This window comes from Curtobacterium sp. MCSS17_007 (genome assembly GCF_003234175.2).
Classification (GTDB): domain Bacteria; phylum Actinomycetota; class Actinomycetes; order Actinomycetales; family Microbacteriaceae; genus Curtobacterium.
The window spans coordinates 3,049,286-3,070,855 of sequence record NZ_CP126257.1; the positions used below are offsets into that span (position 1 = coordinate 3,049,286).

18 protein-coding genes are annotated in these 21,570 nt (G+C 72.9%); 4 read left to right on the forward strand and 14 right to left on the reverse strand.

What is annotated here, in order from left to right; genetic code table 11:
* Positions 1-73: 73 nt before the first annotated feature.
* Genes tsaE through glmS form a run of 5 tightly spaced genes read right to left on the reverse strand, consistent with a single transcriptional unit; the run spans position 74 to position 5,068 of the window.
* Positions 74-586 (reverse strand): tRNA (adenosine(37)-N6)-threonylcarbamoyltransferase complex ATPase subunit type 1 TsaE, encoded by a 513-nt coding sequence (tsaE, locus tag DEJ22_RS14440; protein ID WP_111227424.1) that lies wholly within the window; start codon positions 584-586, stop codon positions 74-76.
* On the reverse strand, positions 583-1,743 hold the full coding sequence (gene alr, locus DEJ22_RS14445; RefSeq protein ID WP_181430841.1) for an alanine racemase: 1,161 nt from the start codon (positions 1,741-1,743) through the stop codon (positions 583-585). The genes tsaE and alr (DEJ22_RS14445) overlap by 4 nt, the downstream gene beginning before the upstream one ends.
* Positions 1,740-2,843: an alanine racemase gene (gene alr, locus DEJ22_RS14450; protein ID WP_258379637.1), complete on the reverse strand. Its 1,104-nt coding sequence runs from the start codon at positions 2,841-2,843 to the stop codon at positions 1,740-1,742. Before alr (DEJ22_RS14450) ends, alr (DEJ22_RS14445) begins: the two co-directional genes overlap by 4 nt.
* Positions 2,840-3,214, reverse strand: coding sequence for a holo-ACP synthase (locus DEJ22_RS14455; protein WP_111227421.1), 375 nt, complete (start codon positions 3,212-3,214; stop codon positions 2,840-2,842). Before DEJ22_RS14455 ends, alr (DEJ22_RS14450) begins: the two co-directional genes overlap by 4 nt.
* Before the next feature lie 6 nt (positions 3,215-3,220).
* Positions 3,221-5,068 carry a glutamine--fructose-6-phosphate transaminase (isomerizing) gene (gene glmS, locus DEJ22_RS14460; RefSeq protein WP_111227420.1) on the reverse strand — a complete coding sequence of 616 codons (1,848 nt, stop codon included), beginning with the start codon at positions 5,066-5,068 and terminating at the stop codon, positions 3,221-3,223.
* Positions 5,069-5,138: 70 nt separating this feature from the next.
* Here glmS and DEJ22_RS14465 point away from each other — a divergent pair, with 70 nt between their 5' ends.
* Positions 5,139-5,624 carry a glutathione peroxidase gene (locus DEJ22_RS14465; protein ID WP_111227419.1) on the forward strand — a complete coding sequence of 162 codons (486 nt, stop codon included), beginning with the start codon at positions 5,139-5,141 and terminating at the stop codon, positions 5,622-5,624.
* A 122-nt stretch (positions 5,625-5,746) separates the two neighbouring features.
* Positions 5,747-6,691 carry a type I pantothenate kinase gene (gene coaA, locus DEJ22_RS14470; protein WP_111227418.1) on the forward strand — a complete coding sequence of 315 codons (945 nt, stop codon included), beginning with the start codon at positions 5,747-5,749 and terminating at the stop codon, positions 6,689-6,691.
* Positions 6,692-6,808: 117 nt separating this feature from the next.
* Here the strand turns inward: coaA and glmM are convergent, their stop codons facing one another.
* The 6 genes from glmM to DEJ22_RS14500 all read right to left on the reverse strand — a co-directional run bounded on the left by glmM (position 6,809) and on the right by DEJ22_RS14500 (position 14,424).
* On the reverse strand, positions 6,809-8,185 hold the full coding sequence (glmM, locus tag DEJ22_RS14475; protein ID WP_111227417.1) for a phosphoglucosamine mutase: 1,377 nt from the start codon (positions 8,183-8,185) through the stop codon (positions 6,809-6,811).
* A gap of 22 nt (positions 8,186-8,207) precedes the next feature.
* A complete protein-coding gene (gene rpsI / locus DEJ22_RS14480) occupies positions 8,208-8,693 on the reverse strand; it encodes a 30S ribosomal protein S9 (RefSeq protein ID WP_111227416.1) in 486 nt (161 codons plus the stop codon).
* Between the two features lie 36 nt (positions 8,694-8,729).
* On the reverse strand, positions 8,730-9,176 hold the full coding sequence (rplM, locus tag DEJ22_RS14485; RefSeq protein WP_022904636.1) for a 50S ribosomal protein L13: 447 nt from the start codon (positions 9,174-9,176) through the stop codon (positions 8,730-8,732).
* 311 nt (positions 9,177-9,487) lie between these two features.
* Positions 9,488-12,553, reverse strand: coding sequence for an ExeM/NucH family extracellular endonuclease (locus DEJ22_RS14490; RefSeq protein ID WP_111227415.1), 3,066 nt, complete (start codon positions 12,551-12,553; stop codon positions 9,488-9,490).
* A 195-nt stretch (positions 12,554-12,748) separates the two neighbouring features.
* On the reverse strand, positions 12,749-13,495 hold the full coding sequence (locus DEJ22_RS14495; RefSeq protein WP_111227414.1) for an MBL fold metallo-hydrolase: 747 nt from the start codon (positions 13,493-13,495) through the stop codon (positions 12,749-12,751).
* Complete coding sequence (locus DEJ22_RS14500) at positions 13,492-14,424, reverse strand: tRNA pseudouridine synthase A (RefSeq protein WP_111227413.1); 933 nt, start codon at positions 14,422-14,424, stop codon at positions 13,492-13,494. The genes DEJ22_RS14495 and DEJ22_RS14500 overlap by 4 nt, the downstream gene beginning before the upstream one ends.
* Before the next feature lie 165 nt (positions 14,425-14,589).
* On the opposite strand from DEJ22_RS14500, the gene DEJ22_RS14505 reads away from it, so the two are divergent.
* Both DEJ22_RS14505 and DEJ22_RS14510 read left to right on the forward strand, forming a co-directional pair.
* Positions 14,590-15,585 (forward strand): ATP-binding cassette domain-containing protein, encoded by a 996-nt coding sequence (locus DEJ22_RS14505; protein ID WP_111227412.1) that lies wholly within the window; start codon positions 14,590-14,592, stop codon positions 15,583-15,585.
* Positions 15,582-16,421: an ABC transporter permease gene (locus DEJ22_RS14510; protein ID WP_111227411.1), complete on the forward strand. Its 840-nt coding sequence runs from the start codon at positions 15,582-15,584 to the stop codon at positions 16,419-16,421. Before DEJ22_RS14505 ends, DEJ22_RS14510 begins: the two co-directional genes overlap by 4 nt.
* Before the next feature lie 11 nt (positions 16,422-16,432).
* On the opposite strand, the gene DEJ22_RS14515 is transcribed toward DEJ22_RS14510, so the two are convergent.
* From DEJ22_RS14515 to rplQ, 3 genes are all read right to left on the reverse strand, one after another.
* The gene (locus tag DEJ22_RS14515; RefSeq protein ID WP_111227410.1) at positions 16,433-19,636 is read right to left on the reverse strand and encodes an AfsR/SARP family transcriptional regulator; all 3,204 of its coding nucleotides are present in this window, start codon (positions 19,634-19,636) and stop codon (positions 16,433-16,435) included.
* A gap of 51 nt (positions 19,637-19,687) precedes the next feature.
* A complete protein-coding gene (locus DEJ22_RS14520) occupies positions 19,688-20,800 on the reverse strand; it encodes an FUSC family protein (RefSeq protein ID WP_111227409.1) in 1,113 nt (370 codons plus the stop codon).
* A gap of 167 nt (positions 20,801-20,967) precedes the next feature.
* The gene (gene rplQ / locus DEJ22_RS14525) at positions 20,968-21,525 is read right to left on the reverse strand and encodes a 50S ribosomal protein L17 (RefSeq protein ID WP_111227408.1); all 558 of its coding nucleotides are present in this window, start codon (positions 21,523-21,525) and stop codon (positions 20,968-20,970) included.
* Positions 21,526-21,570 lie beyond the last annotated feature (45 nt).

Below are 21,570 nucleotides of genomic sequence, written 5' to 3' on the forward strand. Positions count from 1 at the left end.
GTAGGCGCGATCGCACCGGGCTCGGAGAGCGTCCTGTCCGGTGGTGTCCCGCCGGACGTCGGGCAGCGGACGGTCAGAGCGTGACGTCGGACCAACGAGTCCCGGTGGCGGTGACGACCACCCTGCGGGGCTCGTCCGGTACGTCGTCGGGGTCGAGGCCGTCGGCGCCGGGGTCGGTCGCGTCGGCTCCCGTCGCCCGGACGATCTCGACGTCGAGCACGTCGTCGGAGATGCCCTCGACGAAGCCCCGGCCCCACTCGACCACCACGATCGAGGTGTCCCAGTCGAGGTCGAGGTCGTCGAGCTCCACGGGGTCGCTCAACCGGTACGCGTCGACGTGCACCAGGTCCGGCCCGGCCGTCGTCGGGTGGGTGCGGGCGAGCACGAACGTCGGGCTCGAGACCTGCCCGCGAGCACCGAGCGCGGCGCCGAGGCCACGTGTCAGCGTCGTCTTGCCGGCACCGAGCGGGCCGGTCAGCACGACGAGGTCACCGGCACGCAGGACACCCGCGAGCCGGGCACCGAGTGCGCCCATCTCGTCGGTGGTCGACACCGTCGTGTCGAGCAGCACGCGGGCGTCGGTCACGGCTGCTCCCGCAGGTACGCGCCGACGCGGCCCTCGACGTCGTGCCCGACGACCTCCCGCGGGACACGGGCGCCGATCCGGCAGGTGATCTCCTCGCCGATGGTCCCGAGCGCCTCGCCCCACTCGAGCACGGTCATCTCGCCGTGCTCCCCGGTGCCGAACAGCACGACCGGATCGCCGACGCGGACCTCGTCGTCGCCGACGTCGACCAGGAACTGGTCCATCGCGACACGGCCGGCGATCGGGTACCGCTTGCCGGCGATGGTGACCTCGATGCGGCCCTGCGCCAGGCGCGGTACACCGTCCGCGTAGCCGACGGGCACGAGCGCGAGCGTCGTCTCCGAGGCCGTGCGGTACGTGTAGTCGTAGGAGACCCCGGTGTCGACCGGCACGCGCTTCGTCTTCGCGACCGAGGCGGTCAGCGTCATCACCGGCTCGAGCCCGAGGTCGGCGGCGGAGACCCCGTCCGCGCCGGGGATGCCGAACAGGTTCGCGCCCATCCGCACCATGTCCTTGCGGAACTCCTTGCGCTCGAGCCCGGCGAGCGATGCGGCGACGTGCTCCATCGGCAGGTCGAGCCCCAGGTCCTCCGCGGTCTCGACGGCACGGTCGAAGACGGCCACCGCGGCGCTGTCGTCGTCGTCGGAGGACTCGGCGAGGTGCGTGTACGCGGCGACGACCTCGATCCGCCCGGCGCGCTGTGCCTCGACCGCGAGCGCGACCAGCTCCGGCCAGGCGTCCGCGGTCGCACCGTCGCGGTGCAACCCGGAGTCGACGCCGAGGTGGACCCGTGCGGGGCGCTGGTCGACGGCATCGACGACCCGCTGCAGCTCGGCCACGTTCGAGACGCCGAGGTCGACCGCGGAGTCGATCGCGTCACGGAAGTCGAGCGCCGGGTCGTGCTGCCAGGTGAACAGGTGGACGTCCTCGCCGACGCCGATCGAGCGGAGGCGCAGGGCCGCCGGCACGGTCAGCACGCCGATCCAGCGGACGCCGGCGTCGACCGCGGCGAGCGCGATCGGCTCGAGACCGTGCCCGTAGGCGTCGGCCTTCATGATCGCCATGACCTCGACCGGGCGCATCCACTCGCGCACGAGGTCGAGGTTCGACCGGTAGGCGTCGAGGTCGATCCGGGCCCGGCGCAGCGGCGCGTTCACGTCGTCCTCCGTTCCACGCTGCGGCCGACCCTGGCGACCACCTCGTAGTTGATGGTGCCGATCGCCGCCGCCCAGTCCTCGACCGCGGGGTCGCCGTCGGACGGGTCGCCCCAGAGCACGACCTCGTCGCCCACCCGGACGTCGGCGTCGCCGATGTCGATGTGCATGGCGTTCATCGCCACGCGTCCCACGACCGGGAACCGCCGGTCACCGATCCGCACCGAGACCCGGTTGCCGAGGTCGCGGTCGAAGCCGTCGGCGTACCCGAGCCCGATCACCGCGAGGCGTGTGTCCGTCTCGGCACGCCAGGTGTAGCCGTAGCTCACGCCCTCGCCCGCCGCCACCGGCACGGTCCGGAGCACCGCGGCCGTCACCCGCATCGCGGGCCGCAGTCCGAGGTCGGCCGAGGTGCGGTCGGCGAACGGGCTGAGCCCGTACAGCGCGAGACCGACCCGGGCGGCGTCGTGGCGGGTCTCCGGGACGGCCATGCTCGCGGCACTCGCGGCGAGGTGCACGACGTCCGGCACGATCCCCTGCGCCGCGAGGCCGTCGAGCGCGCGTCCGAGCGCGGCGTCCTGGTCGAGGTCGTCGGCGCGCGAGGCGTTCGACAGGTGCGACATGAGCCCCTCGACGCGGGTGCGACCGCCCGAGCGGACGATGCGCCCGGCCGTCGCGAAGAGCTCGGCCCACTCGGACTCGACGGCGCCGTTCCGGCTCAGGCCGGTGTCGACGCAGACGTGGACCGCGGGCACCTCGGAGTCGGCTGCGGCGGCGAGCTGGGACACGCTCGAGACCGCCGGGGTGATGTCGTACTGCGCTGCACGGCGGAAGTCCTCGTCCGGGGCGTGCAACCACGCGAGGATCCGGACCCCCTCGTCGATGCCGGCCCTGCGGAGCGCGATGCCCTCGTCCACGTCGGCGACCCCGAGCCACTCGGCCCCGGCATCGACGAACGCCCGCGCGGCGTCCGCCGCACCGTGCCCGTAGCCGTTGGCCTTGACGACCGCGATGACCCCGGCCGGCGACACCCGCTCGGACACGGTCGCGTAGTTCGCGATCAACGCTTCGCGGTCCACGGTGATCCCGGTGAACGCACTCACGATTGCTTCCCTTCGATGACGACGAACGCCGTCGCGATCCCGCCGTCGTGCGACAGCGACAGGTGGACGTCCGTCACACCGCGGTCCGCGGCCACACGCCGGGCACCCTCGTGCAGGGTGAGCGACGGGTTCCGTTGGTCGTCCGCGACGACCTCGAGCTCCTGCCAGCTCAACCCGGCGCTCGAACCGAACGCCTTGATGAGGGCCTCCTTCGCCGCGAACCGGGCCGCGAGCGACGACACCGGCCGCGGCTCGCCGTCCCGCAGCTGTTCGGCAGGGGTGAACAGCCGCGCCCGGAGCGCCGGGGTGCGCTCGAGCACACCCCGGAACCGCTCCGTGTCGACGACGTCGACCCCGATGCCGATGATCACGACCGACTACTCGACGGTGACCGACTTCGCGAGGTTGCGCGGCTGGTCGACGTCGAGACCCTTGGCCGCCGCGAGCTCCATGCCGAACATGTGCAGCGGCGCGACGGCCAGCAGCGGCTCGAACAGCGGGGTCGCCAGCGGGATGCGCAGGACCTCGTCCGCGAAGGGCAGCACCGCGGCGTCGCCCTCTTCCGCGATCGCGATGACCCGTGCCCCGCGCGCGCGGATCTCCTGGATGTTCGAGACGACCTTCGGGTGCAGCGAGCGCGGGTCGCGCGGCGACGGGACGATGACGAAGACGATCTGGCCCGGCTCGATCAGGGCGATCGGACCGTGCTTGAGCTCACCGGCGGCGAAGCCCTCGGCGTGGATGTACGCGAGCTCCTTGAGCTTGAGCGCACCCTCGAGCGCGATCGGGTACCCGACGTGGCGGCCGAGGAACAGCACGCTCCGGGTGTCCGCCATCCAGCGCGCCAGGTCCTTGATACCGGACGCGTCGTCGATGGTCTGCTGGAGCTTCGGCGCGAGGCCCTCGAGCTCGGCGACCTGCTCGGCGATCTGCTCCGACGTCAGCGTGCCCTTGAGCGTCGCGAGGTGGAGCCCGAGCAGGTACAGGGCGACACCCTGCGCGATGAACGCCTTCGTCGACGCGACGGCGACCTCGGGACCGGCGTGCGTGTAGATCACCGCGTCGGACTCCCGCGGGATCGTGGCGCCCTGCGTGTTGCAGATCGAAAGCACCTGCGCGCCCTGCTCGCGGGCGTACTTGACCGCCATGAGCGTGTCCATGGTCTCGCCGGACTGGCTGATCGAGACGACGAGCGTGCGGTCGTTCAACACGGGGTCGCGGTAGCGGAACTCGTGGGCGAGCTCGACCTCGACGGGGACGCGGGCCCACTGCTCGATGGCGTACTTGCCGAGGATGCCGGCGTAGGCAGCGGTGCCGCAGGCGATGACGATGACCCGGTCGACCTGCTGCAGCCGGTCCGCGATCGGGTCGAGGTCCGTGAGCGTGACCGCGCCGTCGTGCACGCGGCCGAGGATCGTCTTGGCGACGGCCTCGGGCTCCTCGCTGATCTCCTTCGCCATGAAGGAGGACCAGCCGCCCTTGTCGGCGGCCGAGGCGTCCCAGTTGACCTCGAACTCGGTCGGCTCGGCCGGGGTGCCGTCGAAGTGGACGACGTCGACGCCGTCGGGGCGGATCGTGGCGATCTCGTCCTGCCCGATGGCGAGGGCACGCTGCGTGTACGCGACGAACGCGGCCACGTCGGAGCCCATGAAGTTCTCGCCGTCACCGAGACCGACGACGAGCGGGGAGTTGCGGCGGGCACCGACGACGACGCCCGGCTGGTCGGCGTGCACGACGAGGAGCGTGAACGCGCCCTCGAGCCGCTGCACGACCTGCTGCATGGCGGCGGTCAGGTCACCGGTCTCACGGAAGGCTCGGCCGACCAGGTGCGCGGCGACCTCGGAGTCGGTCTCGCTGGCGAACTCGACACCGTCGGCGAGCAGTTCCTGCTTCAGCTCGGAGAAGTTCTCGATGATGCCGTTGTGGATGAGGGCGAGCTTGCCGCCGTCGGCCAGGTGCGGGTGCGCGTTGCCGTCGGTCGGGCCGCCGTGCGTCGCCCAGCGGGTGTGCCCGATACCGGTGCTGCCGTCCGCGATGGGCTGGGCCTCGAGCGCGTCGACGAGGGCCTGGAGCTTGCCCGCCTTCTTCGCGGAGACGAGGTCGCCCGGGCGGTCGACGACGGCGATGCCCGCCGAGTCGTAGCCGCGGTACTCGAGACGACGGAGACCACCGAGGAGGACCTCCTGGCTGCTCTTGCTGCCGACGTAGCCCACGATTCCACACATGGGTCCGATCCTACGGTCTGGCTGGAGAGCAACCCTGCATGCTCGCAGGAGTGGGGATAGCGTTCGGGTCATGGGACACTTCGACGACATCGAGATCACCACGCTGCACGGGGAGCGAACCACCTTCAGGCAGTTCTCGGACAAGGCCGTCCTGGTCGTGAACGTCGCGTCGCGCTGCGGGCTGGCACCGCAGTACGAGCAGCTCGAAGCGCTCCAGAAGACCTACGCCGAGCGCGGCTTCACGGTCCTCGGCTTCCCGAGCAACCAGTTCCTGCAGGAGCTCGGCTCGTCCGAGGCCATCGACGAGTACTGCTCCACCACGTGGGGCGTCACGTTCCCGATGTCCGAGAAGGTCAAGGTGAACGGCAAGGGTGCCCACCCGCTCTACCAGGCCCTCAAGGAGACGCCGGACGCGTCCGGGAAGGCCGGTCGGGTCTCGTGGAACTTCGAGAAGTTCCTCGTCGCTCCGGACGGCACCGTCACGCGCTTCCGTCCCACGACCAAGCCGGACGCCCCCGAGGTCGTCGCCGCCATCGAAGCGGCCCTGCCCGCCTGACCCACCGGTCCACCCGCCGGCGCGCGTCCTGCGGTCGCGTACCGTGCTCCGGACCGGAGGCGCGGATCACCGCAGCCGCTCGGCGCACTCGATCCGCGCCTCCCGTCTGTACGCTCGTCCCCATGCCGATCACGGAGACCCCCGTCGCGCACCCGACCCCGTTCGTGGAGATCCCGCGCGACGAGTGGTCCCAGCTCGCCCCGAAGGAGCACCTGTCGCTCACGGAGACCGAGATCGTGCAGCTGCGCGGCCTCGGCGACCGGCTCGACATGCAGGAGGTGCAGGAGGTCTACCTGCCCCTCTCCCGCCTGCTGACGCTGTACGCGGCCGGCGCCAGGAACCTGCACGCCGAGACGAGCCGCTTCCTCGGCGAGCGCGCCGGACGGACGCCGTTCGTGATCGGTGTCGCCGGGTCGGTGGCGGTCGGCAAGTCCACGGTCGCGCGTCTGCTGCGCGAACTGACGAAGCGCTGGCCGGACACCCCCCGGGTGGAGCTCGTGACGACCGACGGGTTCCTGTACCCGAACGCGGAGCTCGAGCGCCGCGGGATCATGGACCGCAAGGGCTTCCCGGAGTCGTACGACCGTCGGGCACTGCTGCGGTTCGTGAGCCAGGTGAAGAGCGGGGCGGCCGAGGTCCGGGCGCCGTTCTACTCGCACCTCGTCTACGACATCGTCCCGGACGCCGAGATCGTGGTGCGGCAGCCGGACGTCCTCATCGTCGAGGGCCTCAACGTGCTCGCGCCGCCGGTGCACGGGCGGCTCGCGCTGTCCGACCTGTTCGACTTCACGATCTACGTCGACGCGAAGACGAAGGACATCGAGTCCTGGTACGTCGACCGGTTCCTCGCCCTGCAGGAGGAGGCGTTCTCGAGTCCGGACTCGTTCTTCCACCGGTTCGCGTCGCTGTCCCGCGAGGACGCGGTGCGCACGGCGACCGAGGTCTGGCGGGCGATCAACGAGCCGAACCTGCTCGAGAACGTGCTGCCGACGCGCTCCCGGGCGACGCTCGTGCTCAAGAAGGGCGCGAACCACAAGGTCAACTCGGTGCTGCTCCGCAAGATCTGACGCGGGGGCCCTGCTCCCCTGGTGTCGAAGCAGGGAACCGACATCGAACCAGGAGCGGTACCTGGTTCGATGTCGCTCCCGTGGTTCGATGCCGGGGCAACGCGACGGACGCGCGCCCTACGCGGCCTCGTCGATCGCGAGCCGGTCGCGCACGACGTCGGCCAGCTCCTCGGCGACGCGCTGGGCGTCCTCCTGCGACGCGGCCTCGACCATGACGCGGACGACGGGCTCGGTGCCCGACGGACGCAGGAGCACGCGGCCGGACTGGCCGAGCGCCTCGGTCGCCGCGGCGATCGCGTCCTGCACGCCCTGGTCGTCCAGCCCGTGCCGGTCGACGCCGCGAACGTTGAGGAGCACCTGCGGGAAGACGGTCATGCACGACGCGAGCTCCTGCAGGCTCTTGCCCGTGCGCGCCATCTCGGCCACCAGGTGGAGACCCGTCAGGACCCCGTCACCCGTCGTGGCGTAGTCGCTGAAGATGATGTGGCCGGACTGCTCGCCACCGAGGGAGAAGCCGCCCTCGTTCATCTTCTCGAGCACGTAGCGGTCGCCCACGCCGGTCTCGAGCACGATGATGCCCGCGTCGGCCATGGCACGCTTCAGCCCGAGGTTCGACATGACGGTCGCGACGAGCGTGTCCTCGACGAGCCGGCCGCGCTCCTTGAGGGACAACGCGAGGATCGCCATGATCTGGTCGCCGTCGATCGCGTTGCCCGCGGCGTCCACCGCGAGGCAGCGGTCTGCGTCGCCGTCGTGCGCGATGCCGACGTCCGCACCGTGCGCCAGCACCGCCCGGGCGAGGTTGTCGATGTGCGTCGAGCCCACGCCGTCGTTGATGTTCATGCCGTCCGGGTCGGCACCGATCAGGGTGACCTTCGCACCGGCGTTGACGAACACCTCGGGCGAGACGCCCGCGGCCGCGCCGTTCGCGCAGTCGAGCACGACGTGGATCCCGTCGAGCCGGTGCGGCAGCGTGCCGAGCAGGTGCACGACGTAGCGGTCCTCGGCGTCGGCGAACCGGGTGATCCGGCCGACCTCGGCGCCGGTGGGCGTCGGCGCCGACTGGTCGCGCATGGCCGCCTCGATGCGGTCCTCGACCTCGTCGGGGAGCTTGCGACCGCCCGTGGCGAAGAACTTGATCCCGTTGTCCGGCGCCGGGTTGTGCGACGCGGAGATCATCACGCCGAAGTCGGCGTCGATGTCCGCGACCAGGAACGCGGCGGCGGGGGTGGGGATGACCCCGGCGTCGAGCACGTCGACGCCGGCGGAGGCGAGACCGGCCGCGACCGCGGCACCCAGGAACTCACCGGAGACGCGCGGATCGCGCGCCAGGACCGCGCGGGGGCGCGGTCGACCGGACGCCCGGCGGGCGTCCGCATGGTGTCCGTGCGTGAGCACGGCCGCGCTGGCCTGGGCGAGACCCAGTGCCAGCGCGGCCGTCAGCTCGCCGTTGGCGAGTCCACGAACACCGTCGGTACCGAACAGACGCGGCATTGCGATCGGGTTCGTCGCGCGACTAGCGCTTCGAGAACTGCGACGCCTTGCGGGCCTTCTTGAGACCGGCCTTCTTGCGCTCGATGACGCGGGCGTCACGGGTGAGGAAGCCGGCCTTCTTGAGGGTGGCGCGGTTGTTCTCGCGGTCGATCTCGTTCAGCGCACGCGCGATGGCGAGGCGGAGCGCACCGGCCTGACCCGAGGGGCCACCGCCGGTGATGCGGGCGGTGACGTCGTAGGCGCCGAGGAGCTCGAGCACCTTGAACGGGTCGTTGATCAGCTGCTGGTGCAGCTTGTTCGGGAAGTAGTCCTCGAGCGTGCGGCCGTTGACCGTGAACGAGCCGCCACCGGGGACGAGGCGCACGCGGGCGATGGCCTCCTTGCGGCGCCCCACGGCACCGCCCGAGACGTTGAGGATCTGGCGGGGAGCGGCCTCCGAGGACGCCGGGGCGCTCTCGGTGGTGAAGCTCTCCGGGGTCTGGTCGAGGGAGTCAGCGATCTGAGCCATGAGTGTTATCAGTCCTTGAAGTCGTCGTGGCCGTCGTTACTGCGCGACCTGGTCGAAGGTGTACGCCTTGGGCTGCTGCGCGGCGTGCGGGTGCTCCGCGCCGGCGTAGACCTTCAGCTTCTTGAGCTGCTCACGACCGAGGGTGTTCTTCGGCAGCATGCCGCGGATCGCCTTCTCGACGGCGCGGGTCGGGTGCTTCTCGAGCATCTCCGGGTAGGAGGTCGCCGTGAGGCCGCCCGGGTAGCCCGAGTGGCGGTAGTAGACCTTCTTGGCGAGCTTGGAGCCGGTGAGGGCGACCTTGTCCGCGTTGATGATGATGACGTAGTCACCCATGTCCATGTGCTGGGCGAAGGTGGCCTTGTGCTTGCCGCGCAGGAGCGCCGCAGCGTGCGTGGCGAGACGGCCGAGGACGACGTCGGTCGCGTCGATGACGATCCAGTCGTGCTGGACGTCTGCCGGCTTCGGGGAGAACGTACGAGTCACAGGTGTGCTGCTTTCGTGTCGAGGTGAGGAGTCCGTGAATCCCGCTCCGGTGGGTGTTCCGCGGGCGATGCTCGTGGAACTGCCCGGTGGAGGGCTCATCTGACTGTCCGGCGCACGGGGCGCACAGACCAAGGAGAGAGCCTACCCGACGCGGCGCGCGTTGTCGACCGGGACGATGGCGGTCCGGAGGCGCGGGGCGGCCGGGCCACGCGCCTCCCGTCCGTCCGCGGTCGCGCGACGACGCACGGAACGCGACATCGCACCCGTCGGACGACGGGTGCGATGTCGCTGTTCGCGTGTCGGCGCGGGGGTCAGGCCGTGTGCGCCGCCCGGCGACGTCGTGCCGCGACCAGGCCGGCGCCGGACGCCAGCAGGAGCAGCGCGGCGGCGAGGCCACCGGTGAGCTCGGCCCCGGTGAACGCGAGCGAGCCCGTCGCCGGATCGATCCGGATGTCGGTCCAGCCGACGAGCGAACCGTCGGTGGTGGTGACCGCGAGGCGGTGCGCACCCGCCGTCGTGCCGACCGGGATCGTCACATGGACGGTGCCGTCGGCGGCGACCACCTCGGTGCCGAGGAGCACCGGGTCGGAGTACAGCCACACCGAGATCCGCTGCCCGGCGAGCGCCGCGCCGACACCCACCGTGATCGTCTCGCCCGCACGGGCCGACGCCGGCGCGGTGATGCCGCCGCGGTCGGCCTCGGTGAGCGACGACGCGTCCGGTGCGACGGGGGCCTGACCGGTGCCGGGGCCCGGCGTCGGCGTGGTGCCGGGGCCCGGGCCGGGCGTCTCACCGTCACCAGGCGTCTCGCCGTCACCAGGGGTCTCGCCGTCTCCCGGAGCCTCGGTGGCAGCCGTCTCGAAGCCGACCAGGATCGGGTCGTGGTCGCTCGCGCGGTACACGTCGTCGCGGTACAGGTCCGTGACGTTGTAGTCGTGGCGGCTGTACTCCAGGCCCACCGACTCGGTCGAGTTGATGTTCCAGATGTCCACGCCCGTGACCGTCTCCAGGGCCGCCGGAGACGCGAGCACGTGGTCGAGCGAGCCGCTCAGGCCGCTGAAGACGTAGGAGTACTCGGTGGAGTCCTCCGCCGGACCGAGGTCGGTGTACCCGGCGTCGCGCAGGACGACCATCGGGTCCTCCTCGCTGTAGGCGTTGAAGTCACCGAGCATGAACACCTTGTCGGTGCCGTACTTCGCCTGCTCGGTGGTCGAGAACGCGGCGAGCGCCTGCGCCTGGCGCACACGGTCGGCGTTCGAGGCGCCCTGGCCGTCGCCCTTGTCGGCGTTCTCGCCGGTGCCGGAGCCCTTCGACTTGAAGTGGTTCGCGATGACCAGGAAGTCGTCGTCGGCCGTCCCGCCGAGCGGGCGGAACGCGTCGGCGACGGGCTGTCGCGCGTTGACGAACGCCGGGTCGTCGAGGATGGTCGACTCGCCGACGGGTGCGACCCGGTCCTTCTTGTAGATGAGCGCGAGACGGATGACGTCCTCGCTCGCGGGCAGCGTCGCCGGGGACGGCACGTACGCCCAGGTGTCCTGACCGGTCGCGGCGTTCAGCGCGGCCACGAGCGTGCCGACGGCGGCGTCGCGGTCCTTGCCGAAGCGTGCGGAGTTCTCGATCTCCTCGAGCGAGACGACGTCGGCGCCGAGGGCGTTGATCGCCTTCACGATCTTCACCTGCTGGCGGGCGAGGTCGTCGGCGTTCGCGGCGCCACGGGCGTCGCAGCCACCGCGGACGGTCACGGGGTCGCCGTCGCGGTCGCTGTAGTACGTGCACCCGGCGAGCTGGTCGCCGGTGGTCGGGAAGTAGTTGAGCACGTTGAACCCGGCGAGCTTCAGGTCACCGCCGACCGCCTCGGGCGCCGGGGTGCGGACGTCCGAGAAGGACGCGGGCAGGTCGGCCGCGGGCGTCGCGCCCGTGATCGGCGTCGTGGGCTGGAACTTCCACGAGTCGTTGCGGTGGTCGAGGACGACCGGGTGGGTGAAGGTCGCTGCGGCGCCGACCGTGACCGGACCCTGGGTGAGCCAGGACACCGGGATCGACTGGTTCGCGGCGCTCAGGAAGTTCGTGCTCGCGCCGTCGTCGAGGACGACCTTGCGTGCGGCGTTGTCGGCGGCGACCGCTGCGGCCTCGGGGCTGCCCGGGCGGGCGACCTCGGTCGGCTGGACCAGGCGCTCGGTCCCGGCGGCCAGGGCGATCTCGCCGTACTGGTTCGTCGTGTAGTTGTCGGCGACCGTGTAGTCGCCCTGCGGCGCGATCAGCATGCTCTCGAGCGACTCGCGCTCGGCGTCGGTGCGCGGCAGGGTCAGCGTGGCGGGGACCGGCTGCACGACGCCCGCGGCGGGGAGCCGCTCGACGTCGGCGGTCGAAGCGACCTCGAGCTCGGTGAGTCCGTTGAACTCTGCCACCGAGCCGGTGAGGCGCACAGCGTCGCCGATCGAGACGCTGCCCGCGGTCGCGGCGGAGTACACGAACACGGCGTCCGACGCATCGTGGGTGGCGAGGTCGACCGTGCCCCCGGTGCCGGCGGTCTGGACCGTGTAGCCGTTCAGGCCGCCGGTGGCGTAGACCGCGGTGACGACACCCTCGGTGACCACGCGCCCGCCGACGTACGGCGACGCGGTGCCGGTGCCCTGCAGCTGCGCGATGGTGACCGCCTCGGCGGGACCGGCCGGCGTGCCGGGGTCGGTCGGATCGGGGTCGGTCGGGTCCGCGCCGCCGGTCTCGCCCGCGGCGTTCGTCGGTGTCAGGGCCGCCGTGACGGAGAAGTCGGTGCCGTTGACGTCGGTGTCCGTCGTCCCGGTCCGGGTCAGGCCGTTCGGCTCGCTGTTCGCGCCAGTCACCGAGCGGACGGCGCCCTCGTACGTGTTGGACGCGCCGTAGCCGAGCAGGTCGACGACGCCCGGCGTCCCGGTCGCCACCGGACCCGCCGGGAGCGCGAGCGCACCGGTGCCGTCCGAGAGCGCGAGCGTCCCGGTGGTGCCGGACGGGTTGATCGAGGCGGTGTCGTCCGCGGTCGGCAGGTCGGCCCCGACGGCGTTCGCGCCGCCGTTGCCGGCCATCGAGACGAGGAACGTGCCGTTCGCGGGGACGGTGCCCTCGAGGGCGCTCACCGAGAAGTTCCCGGTGCTGCCCGCCGCGCGGTACTGGAGCGACCACCCGGCGAGCGACACCGGCGTCGCGGTCGGGTTCGCGATCTCGACGAACTTCTCCTTGTAGAAGGCGTTCGCGCTGCCGCCCTTGAGGTACGCCTCGGAGATGACGAGGCCGGTACCCGCGGGGTTCGCGACGGCGGTGGAGACGGTGACGAGTGGGGCGGCGACGAGCGTCGCGGCCACCGTGGCGCACAGCACGGTGCGCCGCAGGAGGTTGGGCATGCTGACCTTCGGCAGGAGGAGGGGGACCTCAGCACGCTAGCCACCTGCGGGGGCGCTCAGGTTTCCGGCAGGTGAACGATCCGGTCCACCCCCGTCCGGGGCGTGCCGCGCGGGGTCGTGACGGGGCCCGGCGCAGATGCGGCACGGACGCGGCGCGGACGCGGCGCGGGGGCCGGACGGGCCCCGGCGCGGTGGTCAGCCGACGACCGGCACCCACTCGCTCCCCACCCGGTGCACGGCCGGCCCGTGCCCCGGCAGCACGATCTCCGGGTACGGCAGCGCCCGAGCGGACTCGAGCGCCGTCGCCTGGTCCGCCGTGAAGAACGGCGTGATCATCCGCGGTCGCGGCGGCCAGGACGCCGGCTGCGTGTCGTGGTGCGTGACGACGGCATCACCGGTGACGATCGCCCGTGCTGCGGGCAGCAGGTACGCGGTCGACCCGGCGGTGTGCCCGACGGCGGGGAACGGCGTCATCGCACGCCCCTCGAAGTCGCGGGCGGTGAAGGCGCGGGCGGTCGGCACCGTCACCGGCCGCAGTCCGTCCGAACCGATCGCGCGGGCGAGCCACCGGAGGGTCCGCGGCGCGGCGAGCCGTCCGCCGATGTCCGCCGGGGTGACCTGCTGCCGCGCCGGCCCACGGACGTTGTCGAGCTCGTCGGCGTGGGCCAGCACCTGCACGTGCGGGAAGCGCTCGAGGATCCCGGGGATGCCGCCGACGTGGTCGACGTGCCCGTGCGTGACGTAGACGCGCCGCAGGTCGGCGAGGTCGTGACCGGCCCAGCGCACGGTGTCGAGCACCAGGTCGGTGTCCGCCGGGTAGCCCGCGTCGACGAGTGCGACGCCGTCCTCCTCGGCGAGCACGACCCAGTTCGAGACCGGTCCCTCGACGAACACCACCCCGGGGCCGACGGAGACGACGGAACGGGGCGTGCGCGAGCTCATCCCCCGACGGTACCGGCGCGCGGCTCGTCGTCGGTCCGCCGCGCACGGGTCTGCGCGGCCCGCGCCGCGAGCTCGTCGTCGGCGGGGTAGCCGACCTCGGTCAGCGTCAGGCCGACCGCGGGCGCCACCTTGAACGCGCTCGTGCGCTGCTCGGCGACGCGCAGCTCCTCGAGACGGTCCGGCCCGAAGCGTCCCTCGCCGACGGCGATGGTCGCACCGACCATGGCGCGGACCATCGAGTGGCAGAAGGCGTCGGCCTGGAGGCGCGCCACCAGCACGCCGTCCGGCTCGCGGTCCCAGCGGAACTCCTGCAGCGTCCGGATGGTGGTCGCGCCCTCGCGCGGCTTGCAGAAGGTCGCGAAGTCGTGCAGCCCGAGCAGTGTCAGCGCACCGCGCTCCATCGCCGCCGGGTCCAGACGCGCCGGGTGCCACAGCGTGTGACTGCGACGACGGGGATCGCGCGGGGCGTCGGCGTCGGCGACCCGGTACTCGTAGCGCCGCCAGAGCGGGGAGAACCGGGCGTCGAACCCGTCCGGCGCGACCGAGGCCCGCGTGACGACGACGTCGCCCGTCGCCCCGGCGAGCCCGTTCACCCGCTTGACGAGCCCGTCGAGCGAGGTCCGCGGGGGCCCGTCCGGCGACGACCGCCGCGGACGGGTGAGCGCGCCCCACTGCTCCGGTGTCAGGTCGAGGTGGGCGACCTGCCCGGTGGCGTGCACCCCGGCATCCGTCCGACCGGCGACCGTCAGCAGCGGCGGCTCGCCCCACCGGGTGAAGACCGTGGCGAGCGCGGACTCGAGCGCGCCCTGCACCGTCCGCAGCCCGGGCTGTCGGGCCCACCCGGAGAACGCCCCGCCGTCGTAGGCAACGTCCAGCCGCAGCCGCACGGCACCGCTGCTGCCGGCGCCCGAGTCGTCCGTCCCTGCCACGGGAGCGAGCGTACCGGGGCCGGGACGGGCCTCCCGTCCGACCGCGCTGTCGGAGACCGACCCTGCACCGCTGACGGCGGCCGTCCGCCGGTGTCAGCGCCGCGTCAGTGCCGCGTGAGCGGCCGGCGGCACGATCGTCCCGACATCGACGAAAGGACCTGTGCGATGACCACCACACCACTCGCCGTCGAGGCGACCGGCCTCGTCAAGACGTTCGGCACCAACCGCGCCGTGGACGGTGTCGACCTCCGTGTCGAGGCCGGCACGGTGTACGGCGTGCTCGGCCCGAACGGCGCCGGCAAGACCACCACGATCTCGATGCTCGCGACCCTGCTCCGGCCGGACGGCGGCGAGGCCCGCGTCTTCGGGCACGACGTCCGCCGCGAGCCGCAGACCGTCCGCTCCCTGATCGGGGTCACCGGGCAGTACGCGAGCGTCGACGAGACCCTGAGCGCCACCGAGAACCTCGTCATCTTCGCGCGACTGCTCGGGCTGTCCCGCGGCGACGCGAAGCGCAAGGCACGCGAGCTGCTCGAGCGCTTCGGGCTGACCGAGGCCGCGTCGCGCCCGCTCAAGGCGTTCTCCGGCGGCATGCGGCGCCGGCTGGACCTGGCGGCGAGCCTCATCGCGCAGCCGCCGCTGATCTTCCTCGACGAGCCGACCACCGGCCTCGACCCGCGGACCCGCGCGCAGATGTGGGACACGATCCGCGAGCTCGTCGCGAGCGGGTCGACCGTCCTGCTCACGACGCAGTACCTCGACGAGGCCGACCAGCTCGCCGACCGCATCGCCGTGATCGACCACGGGCGCGTGGTCGCCGAGGGCACCGCCGACGACCTGAAGTCCTCGGTGGGCACCGCCTCGCTGCAGCTCCGCCTGGGGGACGCGGAGCCGGACGCCCTCGCGACCGCGGCCGCGCTCGTCGAGCGCGTGCTCGGCACCCCGGCGGTCGTCAGCCCGGAGGGTGCACGGCTCACCGCCCCGATGACCGCGCCCGACCGCGTCACCGACCTGCTCGTCTCGTTCCGCGACGCGGGCGTCTCCCTCGCCGAGATGAGCGTGCAGAAGCCGACCCTCGACGAGGTCTTCTTGCACATCACCGGCGAAGCGGAGGTCGCTGACGCGTCCGCCGCCGCCGACCTCGAAGGGAGCCTCGCATGACCACCACCACCGCCCCGACCACCCGCCCGTCCTCGACGCCACGCGTCACCCCGCGACCCGGGGTCGGCGGCTCCGGCCTCGCGGCCACGGTCCGCCAGTCGTTCACGATGGCGTACCGCGGGCTCGTGAAGATCCGCCGCACCCCGGAGCAGCTGTTCGACGTCACGCTCATGCCGATCGTCTTCACGGTGATGTTCACGTACATCTTCGGCGGCGCGATCTCGGGCGACGTCGGCAGCTACCTGCCCGTGATCATCCCCGGCATCCTCGTGCAGACGGCGATCACGTCGTCGATCGTCACCGGGGTGCAGCTCCGCGAGGACATGGACAAGGGCGTGTTCGACCGCTTCCGGTCGCTCCCCATCGCCCGGATCGCCCCGCTGGCCGGAGCCCTGCTCGCCGACACCGTCCGCTACGCCATCGCGACGACGATCACGTTCGTCGTCGGGATCGTCATGGGGTTGCGGCCGACCGGGGGCTTCGGCGCCGTGCTCCTCGCGGCGCTCCTCGTCATCGTGGTCGCGTGGGCGATCAGCTGGGTCTTCGCCTACTTCGGGGTCATCGCGCGCACGGCGTCGAGCGTCTCCGGGATCGCGAACCTCGTGCTCTTCCCCCTGACGTTCCTGTCCAACGCGTTCGTCCCGACCGACACGCTGCCGAGCTGGCTGCGCTGGTTCACCGAGGTCAACCCGGTCTCGCACCTCATCACCGCCGTCCGCGACCTCGTGAACCACGGCGTGGTGGGCAGCGACCTGTGGCTCAGCCTGCTCGGCGCCGCCGTGGTCGTCGCGGTGTTCGCACCCCTGACGGTCCGCGCCTACATGCGGAAGGCCTGACGCCACCGACGTCAGTCCGGCAGCCGGGTCCCCTCGAGCAGAGCGCGCACCCGCGAGGCGGCCTCGGCCCGGTCCCAGCCGGCCGCGGTCGCCTCGGCGTCGACGAGCTCCTGCTCCCCCACGGCGTCCGCGAGCAGCGGGCGCAGCCGTGCGTGGGCGAGGACCGCGAAGTCCTGTCGCGAGCCGAGCCGGGCGAGCGCGCCCCAGCAGCCCGCCGCTGCGGCCGGACGGCCGGTGCGGGCGTACGCGATCGCCAACCCGGCGAGCGCCGTCCCGATGACCGGCATGTCCCGGCGGGCCTGCCGGAGCCGCAGCTGCACGAGAGTGCCGACGCGGATCCGGCGGGCCACCGCCAGCTCGGCGGTCGGGAGGCCCGGTGCTGCGCCGTCGGACCTGCCCGCGCCCGCCTCGTCCACCGCGGCGATGCGGGCCGCCCCCGCCATGAGCGCCCAGTGCGCGGCGGGCCCGCGTCCGGGCTGCACGACGTCCCAGGCCGTGGCGTAGGCCGTCGCGGCTGCCACGAGGTCGCCCTCGTACCGCGCGCACTCGGCGGTGATCGCGACCGCGAGCACGGCGATGAGCCCGCGGTCCTCGAACCCGCCGCGGCCGCCCTCGGGCCGGTGCCGCAGGTCCGCTGCGACGGTGCGGGCACGGTCGACGTCGCCGGTCGCGGCCGATGCGAGCCCGACGGTCCACCCGATCTCGTACAGGTCGTCCTCCGCCCCGAACAGCTCGAGGTGCTCCCGGGCGGTGACGGCAGCGGCGAGGGACTCCCGGTACCGCCCGGACTGCGCGAGCAGCTGGGTCAGCGTGACCGCGACGGTACCCGTGGTCCAGGCCTCGCCGGTCGTGCGCGTCAGCTCCTCGGCGCGCTGGACGTACCGCAGTGCCCCGACGGGGTCGCCGGCGTTCTCGGCGAGCGGCGCGCTGAGCATGTGCCCGAGCAGGGAGACCGCGGGCTCGCGGTGAGCACGCAGTCGCGCCAGCTCGGCGAAGCCCTGCTCGGGCCGCCCGAGGGTGAGCAGGAGCCCGGCGAGCGCGTCGACGACCGGGTCCTCGGCACGGCCGGAGCGGTGCAGCTCCCGCAGCCCGTTGATCGCCCGGGCGGTGGTGCGGAGGTCGGTGAACGCCGCGGTCGCGCCGCACATCACGAGGCCGATCACCGCTGCGGTGTGGTCGGCCGGCTCCGGGGTGCGCGAGCGCAGGGCAGCGACGACGTCGGGCGCGGTCGCGGCGACCTCGCGGTGCAGGCCTCGGAGCGTCCAGTACCCGCCGAGCGCCGCGAAGACGTGTGCGACGGTCGGCACGTCGTCGGCGCGGAGCGCCCAGCGCAGCAGGGTGACCAGGTTGTCTGCCTCACGCCGCACCTCCGTGAACGCGACGAGTTGTGCCGGACCCCGCACCGCGAAGAGGTCCCGTGCCACGGCCAGCTCCCGGCCCCAGGCGGTCATCGCCGCGCGGACGGCCTCGGTGGTCCCGCGCTCGGCGAGCCGCGCGGCACCGAACTCGCGGACGGTCTCGAGCAGCCGGTAGCGCACCGGGTCCCCCTCGACCTCGACGAGCTGCACGAGGGACTGCTCCACCAGGTCGGCGAGGTCGTCGAGCGCGTCCGGGCGTCTGGCGGGCTCGGCGACCGACTCGACGGCCTCGACCGAGACACCGTCGGGGAACAGTGCCAACCGGGTCAGCAGGTCCTGAGCACCTTCGTCGAGGAGCCGCCAGCTCCACTCGATGACCGCGAGCAGGGTGCGGTGCCGTTCGGGAGCGCTGCGGTCACCTCCGCGCAGCAGGGCGAAGCGGTCGTCGAGCCGACGTTCGACCTCGTCGACCGACATGCCCCGGATGCGGGCGGCGGCGAGCTCGATGGCGAGCGGCGAACCGTCGAGCCGGGTGCAGATCCTGCGCACCGCGTCGACGGGGAGCACGGCACCGGGCCGGGCGGCACGGGCGCGTTCGGTGAACAGCCGGACCGCGGCGCCGTCGGCCTCGACCGGCAACGGCCCGAGGGGTGCGACGACCTCGCCCGCGATCGCGAGCGGCGCACGCGAGGTGGTGAGCACACGGAGCCCGGGCACGGCGGCGAGCAGGTCGGCGGTGCGGCGGGCGACAGCGTGCAGCAGGTGTTCGCAGTTGTCGAGCACGAGCACCGTCGGGCCGTCGTCGAGCGCCCGGACCACCCGCGCCCAGAGGTCGGTGACCACGGCGTCCTGGAGCATCCGGGCGGTCCGCACCTCGGCGATGCCGAGCAGGGCGCCGAGGGCCGGCAGCAGGTCCTCGCCGTCGCCGAGCGGGGCCAGCTCGCACACGACGACACCGGTGGTCGGGGGCAGTGCTGCGGCGACTGCCTGCGCCAGCCGGGTCTTGCCGAGTCCGCCGGGTCCGAGCACCGTGACCAGGCGGTGCTCGTCGAGCAACCGGGACACGATCGCGACGTCGTCCTGCCGCCCGACGAGCTCGTTCGGTGCGACCCGGAGCCCGGTGCGCCGGACCGGGTGGTCGTGCGCGGCCGTGGACCGCCTGAGGAGTTCGGCGTTCAGCCGCACGAGCTCCGCGGACGGGTCGGCCCCGAGCCCGTCCGCCAGCCGTTCCCGGTGCGCGGCGAACACCGCGAGCGCCTCGGCGGTGCGCCCGTCGGCGTCGAGGGCGCGCATCGCTCCGCCGGCGGCCGTGTCGTCGAAGGGTGCCGCGTCGACCTCGGCGAGCCAGGTGGTCGCGGCAGCGGCGGCGTCACCCTCCTCGAGCAGCAGTGCGGCGAGCCGACGACGCAGGGCGTGCTCGGCCGCGGCCGCGCGGTCGGCGAGTGCCGATCCCAGGTCCCCGTCGACGTCCGCGCCCGGTGCACCCCGCCAGCGGGCGAGCACTCCCCGCACCGCTGCACTGTCGGGCACGTGCACCGCCCGCTCCGCGGCGACGAGGTCGATGCCCGTCGGGTCGCCACCGAGCGCGTAGCCCGTGCTGGTCGACACGACGAGGCCGTCCGCGGTCGTCCGGCGCAGTCGGGAGACCAGGGTCTGCAGGGCCGCCCGGGCGCCCTTCGGCCGGTCGTCCCCCCAGAGCTCGTCGATCAGCGCGTCGGCACCGAGCGCGTGGCCGGGCGCGAGCACCAGCGCGGTCACGAACGACCGCGCGAGCGCACCGGGAACGGAGACCGTGGCACCGTCCGGTCCCGCCACCGTCACCGGTCCGAGGACGGCGACACGGGACGCGACGGGCACGACCCGATCCTACTGAGCGGGACGGCGTCCCGCGGCTGGTGCCGGGCGCTCCTAGCCCCGCCGACCGGAGGGTCCGGTCTCGGTGTCGACGTCCGCTGTCGCGCGCTTCTCGGACTCGAGGACGCCCCGCAACGCGACGATCGCGCTGGACGTCACGGTGACCTGCGACGGGTCGGCGTCGCTGGCGTCCAGCGCACGCTCGAGCTCCGCGATCGACTCGTCCGCCCCGTCCTCGGGGCAGTCGCCGCGCACCACGCAGGCGACCTTCCGGAGTGCGGCGGCGAACGGTCCGGCGAACGCCGGGTCCGGCCGTCCGATGTTCTCCGCGACCGGTCCGGACCGCGCCACGAGCTCGGTGAGGTCGGTCGTGTACCAGGCCACCCGCTCGAGCGCCCGGAAACGTGCGCCGTCGGTCTGCAGGCGCGCACGCGACCCCCGGAGCGCACTCCGGGGGTTCATGCGGCGACTCTCCTGCGCGGTCGAGACCCGGTCCCGCACGTCGGCGATCGCCTTGTCGAGACGCTCCTGCTGCCGGTCCCACGCCCCGGTGTCCGGCTCGCCCTTGTCGAGCACGTCGGCGAGGTCGTCGAGCTGCTGCGCGAGCACGCCGTTCACCTGGTCGATGCGGCGCTCCGCGTCCCAGAAGTGCAGCGGCGGGACCACGGCGAAGTTCACGGCGAGGCCGATCCCGATGCCGATCGCCATCTGCACGACGTAGGCGAAGGAGTACCCCTCGGCGTTGCCACCTCCGACGAGCAGCACGAACAGCGCGGCCATCGGCACCCAGGAGTAGCCCTCGCCGAGCACCCGGAACCCGCTGACGAGCACGCCGAGTCCGACCGCCAGAGCCACCGCCACGACGCCGGGATCCCCGACGAGCATCGTGAGACCCGCGATGAGGATGCCGAGCGTGATCCCGACCAGCGTCTGCACGCCGGCGCGGATCCCCGCGAAGACGGTCGTGCGCATCGCCACGATCGCACCGAGCGGCGCGTAGTACGGGTACTCGGCGGCGACGCCGGGCGCGTACTTCGCGAGCGTCCACGCGATCACCGCGGCCAGTGCGGCCTTGGCCGCGAGCAACAGCCGCGGCTGGGTGCCGGAGTCGCGGCTCCACCGCCACAGGCGGCGCCCCGCGCCGGTGATCCGTTCCGCTCTCGCCATGTCGCGATCACCGTACGGCGGTGCCCCTGTGAGCCGACGCGGGTGCGCACCGGACGGGAGGCACGGCACGGGCCCGCAGTGCGCCTCCCGTCCGTCCCTGGTGGCCCTGGGAACGCGAGGAAGCCCCCGCGACGAACGTCGCGGGGGCTTCCTCGTGGTGGTGGGACCTACTTGGCGTCGTCCGACTTCGCAGCGGCGTCGGCCTCGACCTCGGCGGCAGCCGGGGTCTCGGTCTCGGCCTCGACCGGAGCGGACTCCTCGGTCGTCTCCGTCGACTCGACCGGGGTCTCCTCGGCCGGGGTCTCCTCGACCGGCGCGGCAGCGGCCGGGGCAGCGTCGCGCTTCACGGGGGCGGGCTTGCCCGAGACCGGCTCGAGCACGAGCTCGATCGAGGCCAGCGGCGCGTTGTCACCCTTGCGGAAGCCGAGCTTCGTGATGCGGGTGTAGCCGCCCTGACGGTCCTCGACCTGCGGGGCGATCTCCGTGAACAGCGTGTGCACGACGGACTTGTCACGCAGCTGCGCGATGACCCGACGACGGGCGTGCAGGTCGCCACGCTTCGCGAACGTGATGAGACGCTCGGCGACGGGACGGAGGCGCTTGGCCTTCGTCTCGGTGGTGGTGATGCGGCCGTGCGTGAACAGGGCGTTGGCGAGGTTGCTCAGGAGCAGGCGCTCGTGGGCGGGGCCGCCACCGAGGCGGGGGCCCTTGGTGGGCTTCGGCATGTCAGTTCTCCAGTGGTGATGGTGGTGCGCGCTGCGTCAGCGGCG

Coding starts and splice junctions, on each gene's coding strand:
- DEJ22_RS14490 (WP_111227415.1), bottom strand. CDS start 12,553: ATGCCCAACCTCCTGCGGCGCACCGTGCTGTGCGCCACGGTGGCCGCG.
- glmS (WP_111227420.1), bottom strand. CDS start 5,068: ATGTGTGGAATCGTGGGCTACGTCGGCAGCAAGAGCAGCCAGGAGGTC.
- DEJ22_RS14520 (WP_111227409.1), bottom strand. CDS start 20,800: ATGGCGAGAGCGGAACGGATCACCGGCGCGGGGCGCCGCCTGTGGCGG.
- DEJ22_RS14465 (WP_111227419.1), top strand. CDS start 5,139: ATGGGACACTTCGACGACATCGAGATCACCACGCTGCACGGGGAGCGA.
- DEJ22_RS14510 (WP_111227411.1), top strand. CDS start 15,582: ATGACCACCACCACCGCCCCGACCACCCGCCCGTCCTCGACGCCACGC.
- rpsI (WP_111227416.1), bottom strand. CDS start 8,693: ATGGCTCAGATCGCTGACTCCCTCGACCAGACCCCGGAGAGCTTCACC.
- DEJ22_RS14505 (WP_111227412.1), top strand. CDS start 14,590: ATGACCACCACACCACTCGCCGTCGAGGCGACCGGCCTCGTCAAGACG.
- DEJ22_RS14495 (WP_111227414.1), bottom strand. CDS start 13,495: ATGAGCTCGCGCACGCCCCGTTCCGTCGTCTCCGTCGGCCCCGGGGTG.
- glmM (WP_111227417.1), bottom strand. CDS start 8,185: ATGCCGCGTCTGTTCGGTACCGACGGTGTTCGTGGACTCGCCAACGGC.
- coaA (WP_111227418.1), top strand. CDS start 5,747: ATGCCGATCACGGAGACCCCCGTCGCGCACCCGACCCCGTTCGTGGAG.
- rplQ (WP_111227408.1), bottom strand. CDS start 21,525: ATGCCGAAGCCCACCAAGGGCCCCCGCCTCGGTGGCGGCCCCGCCCAC.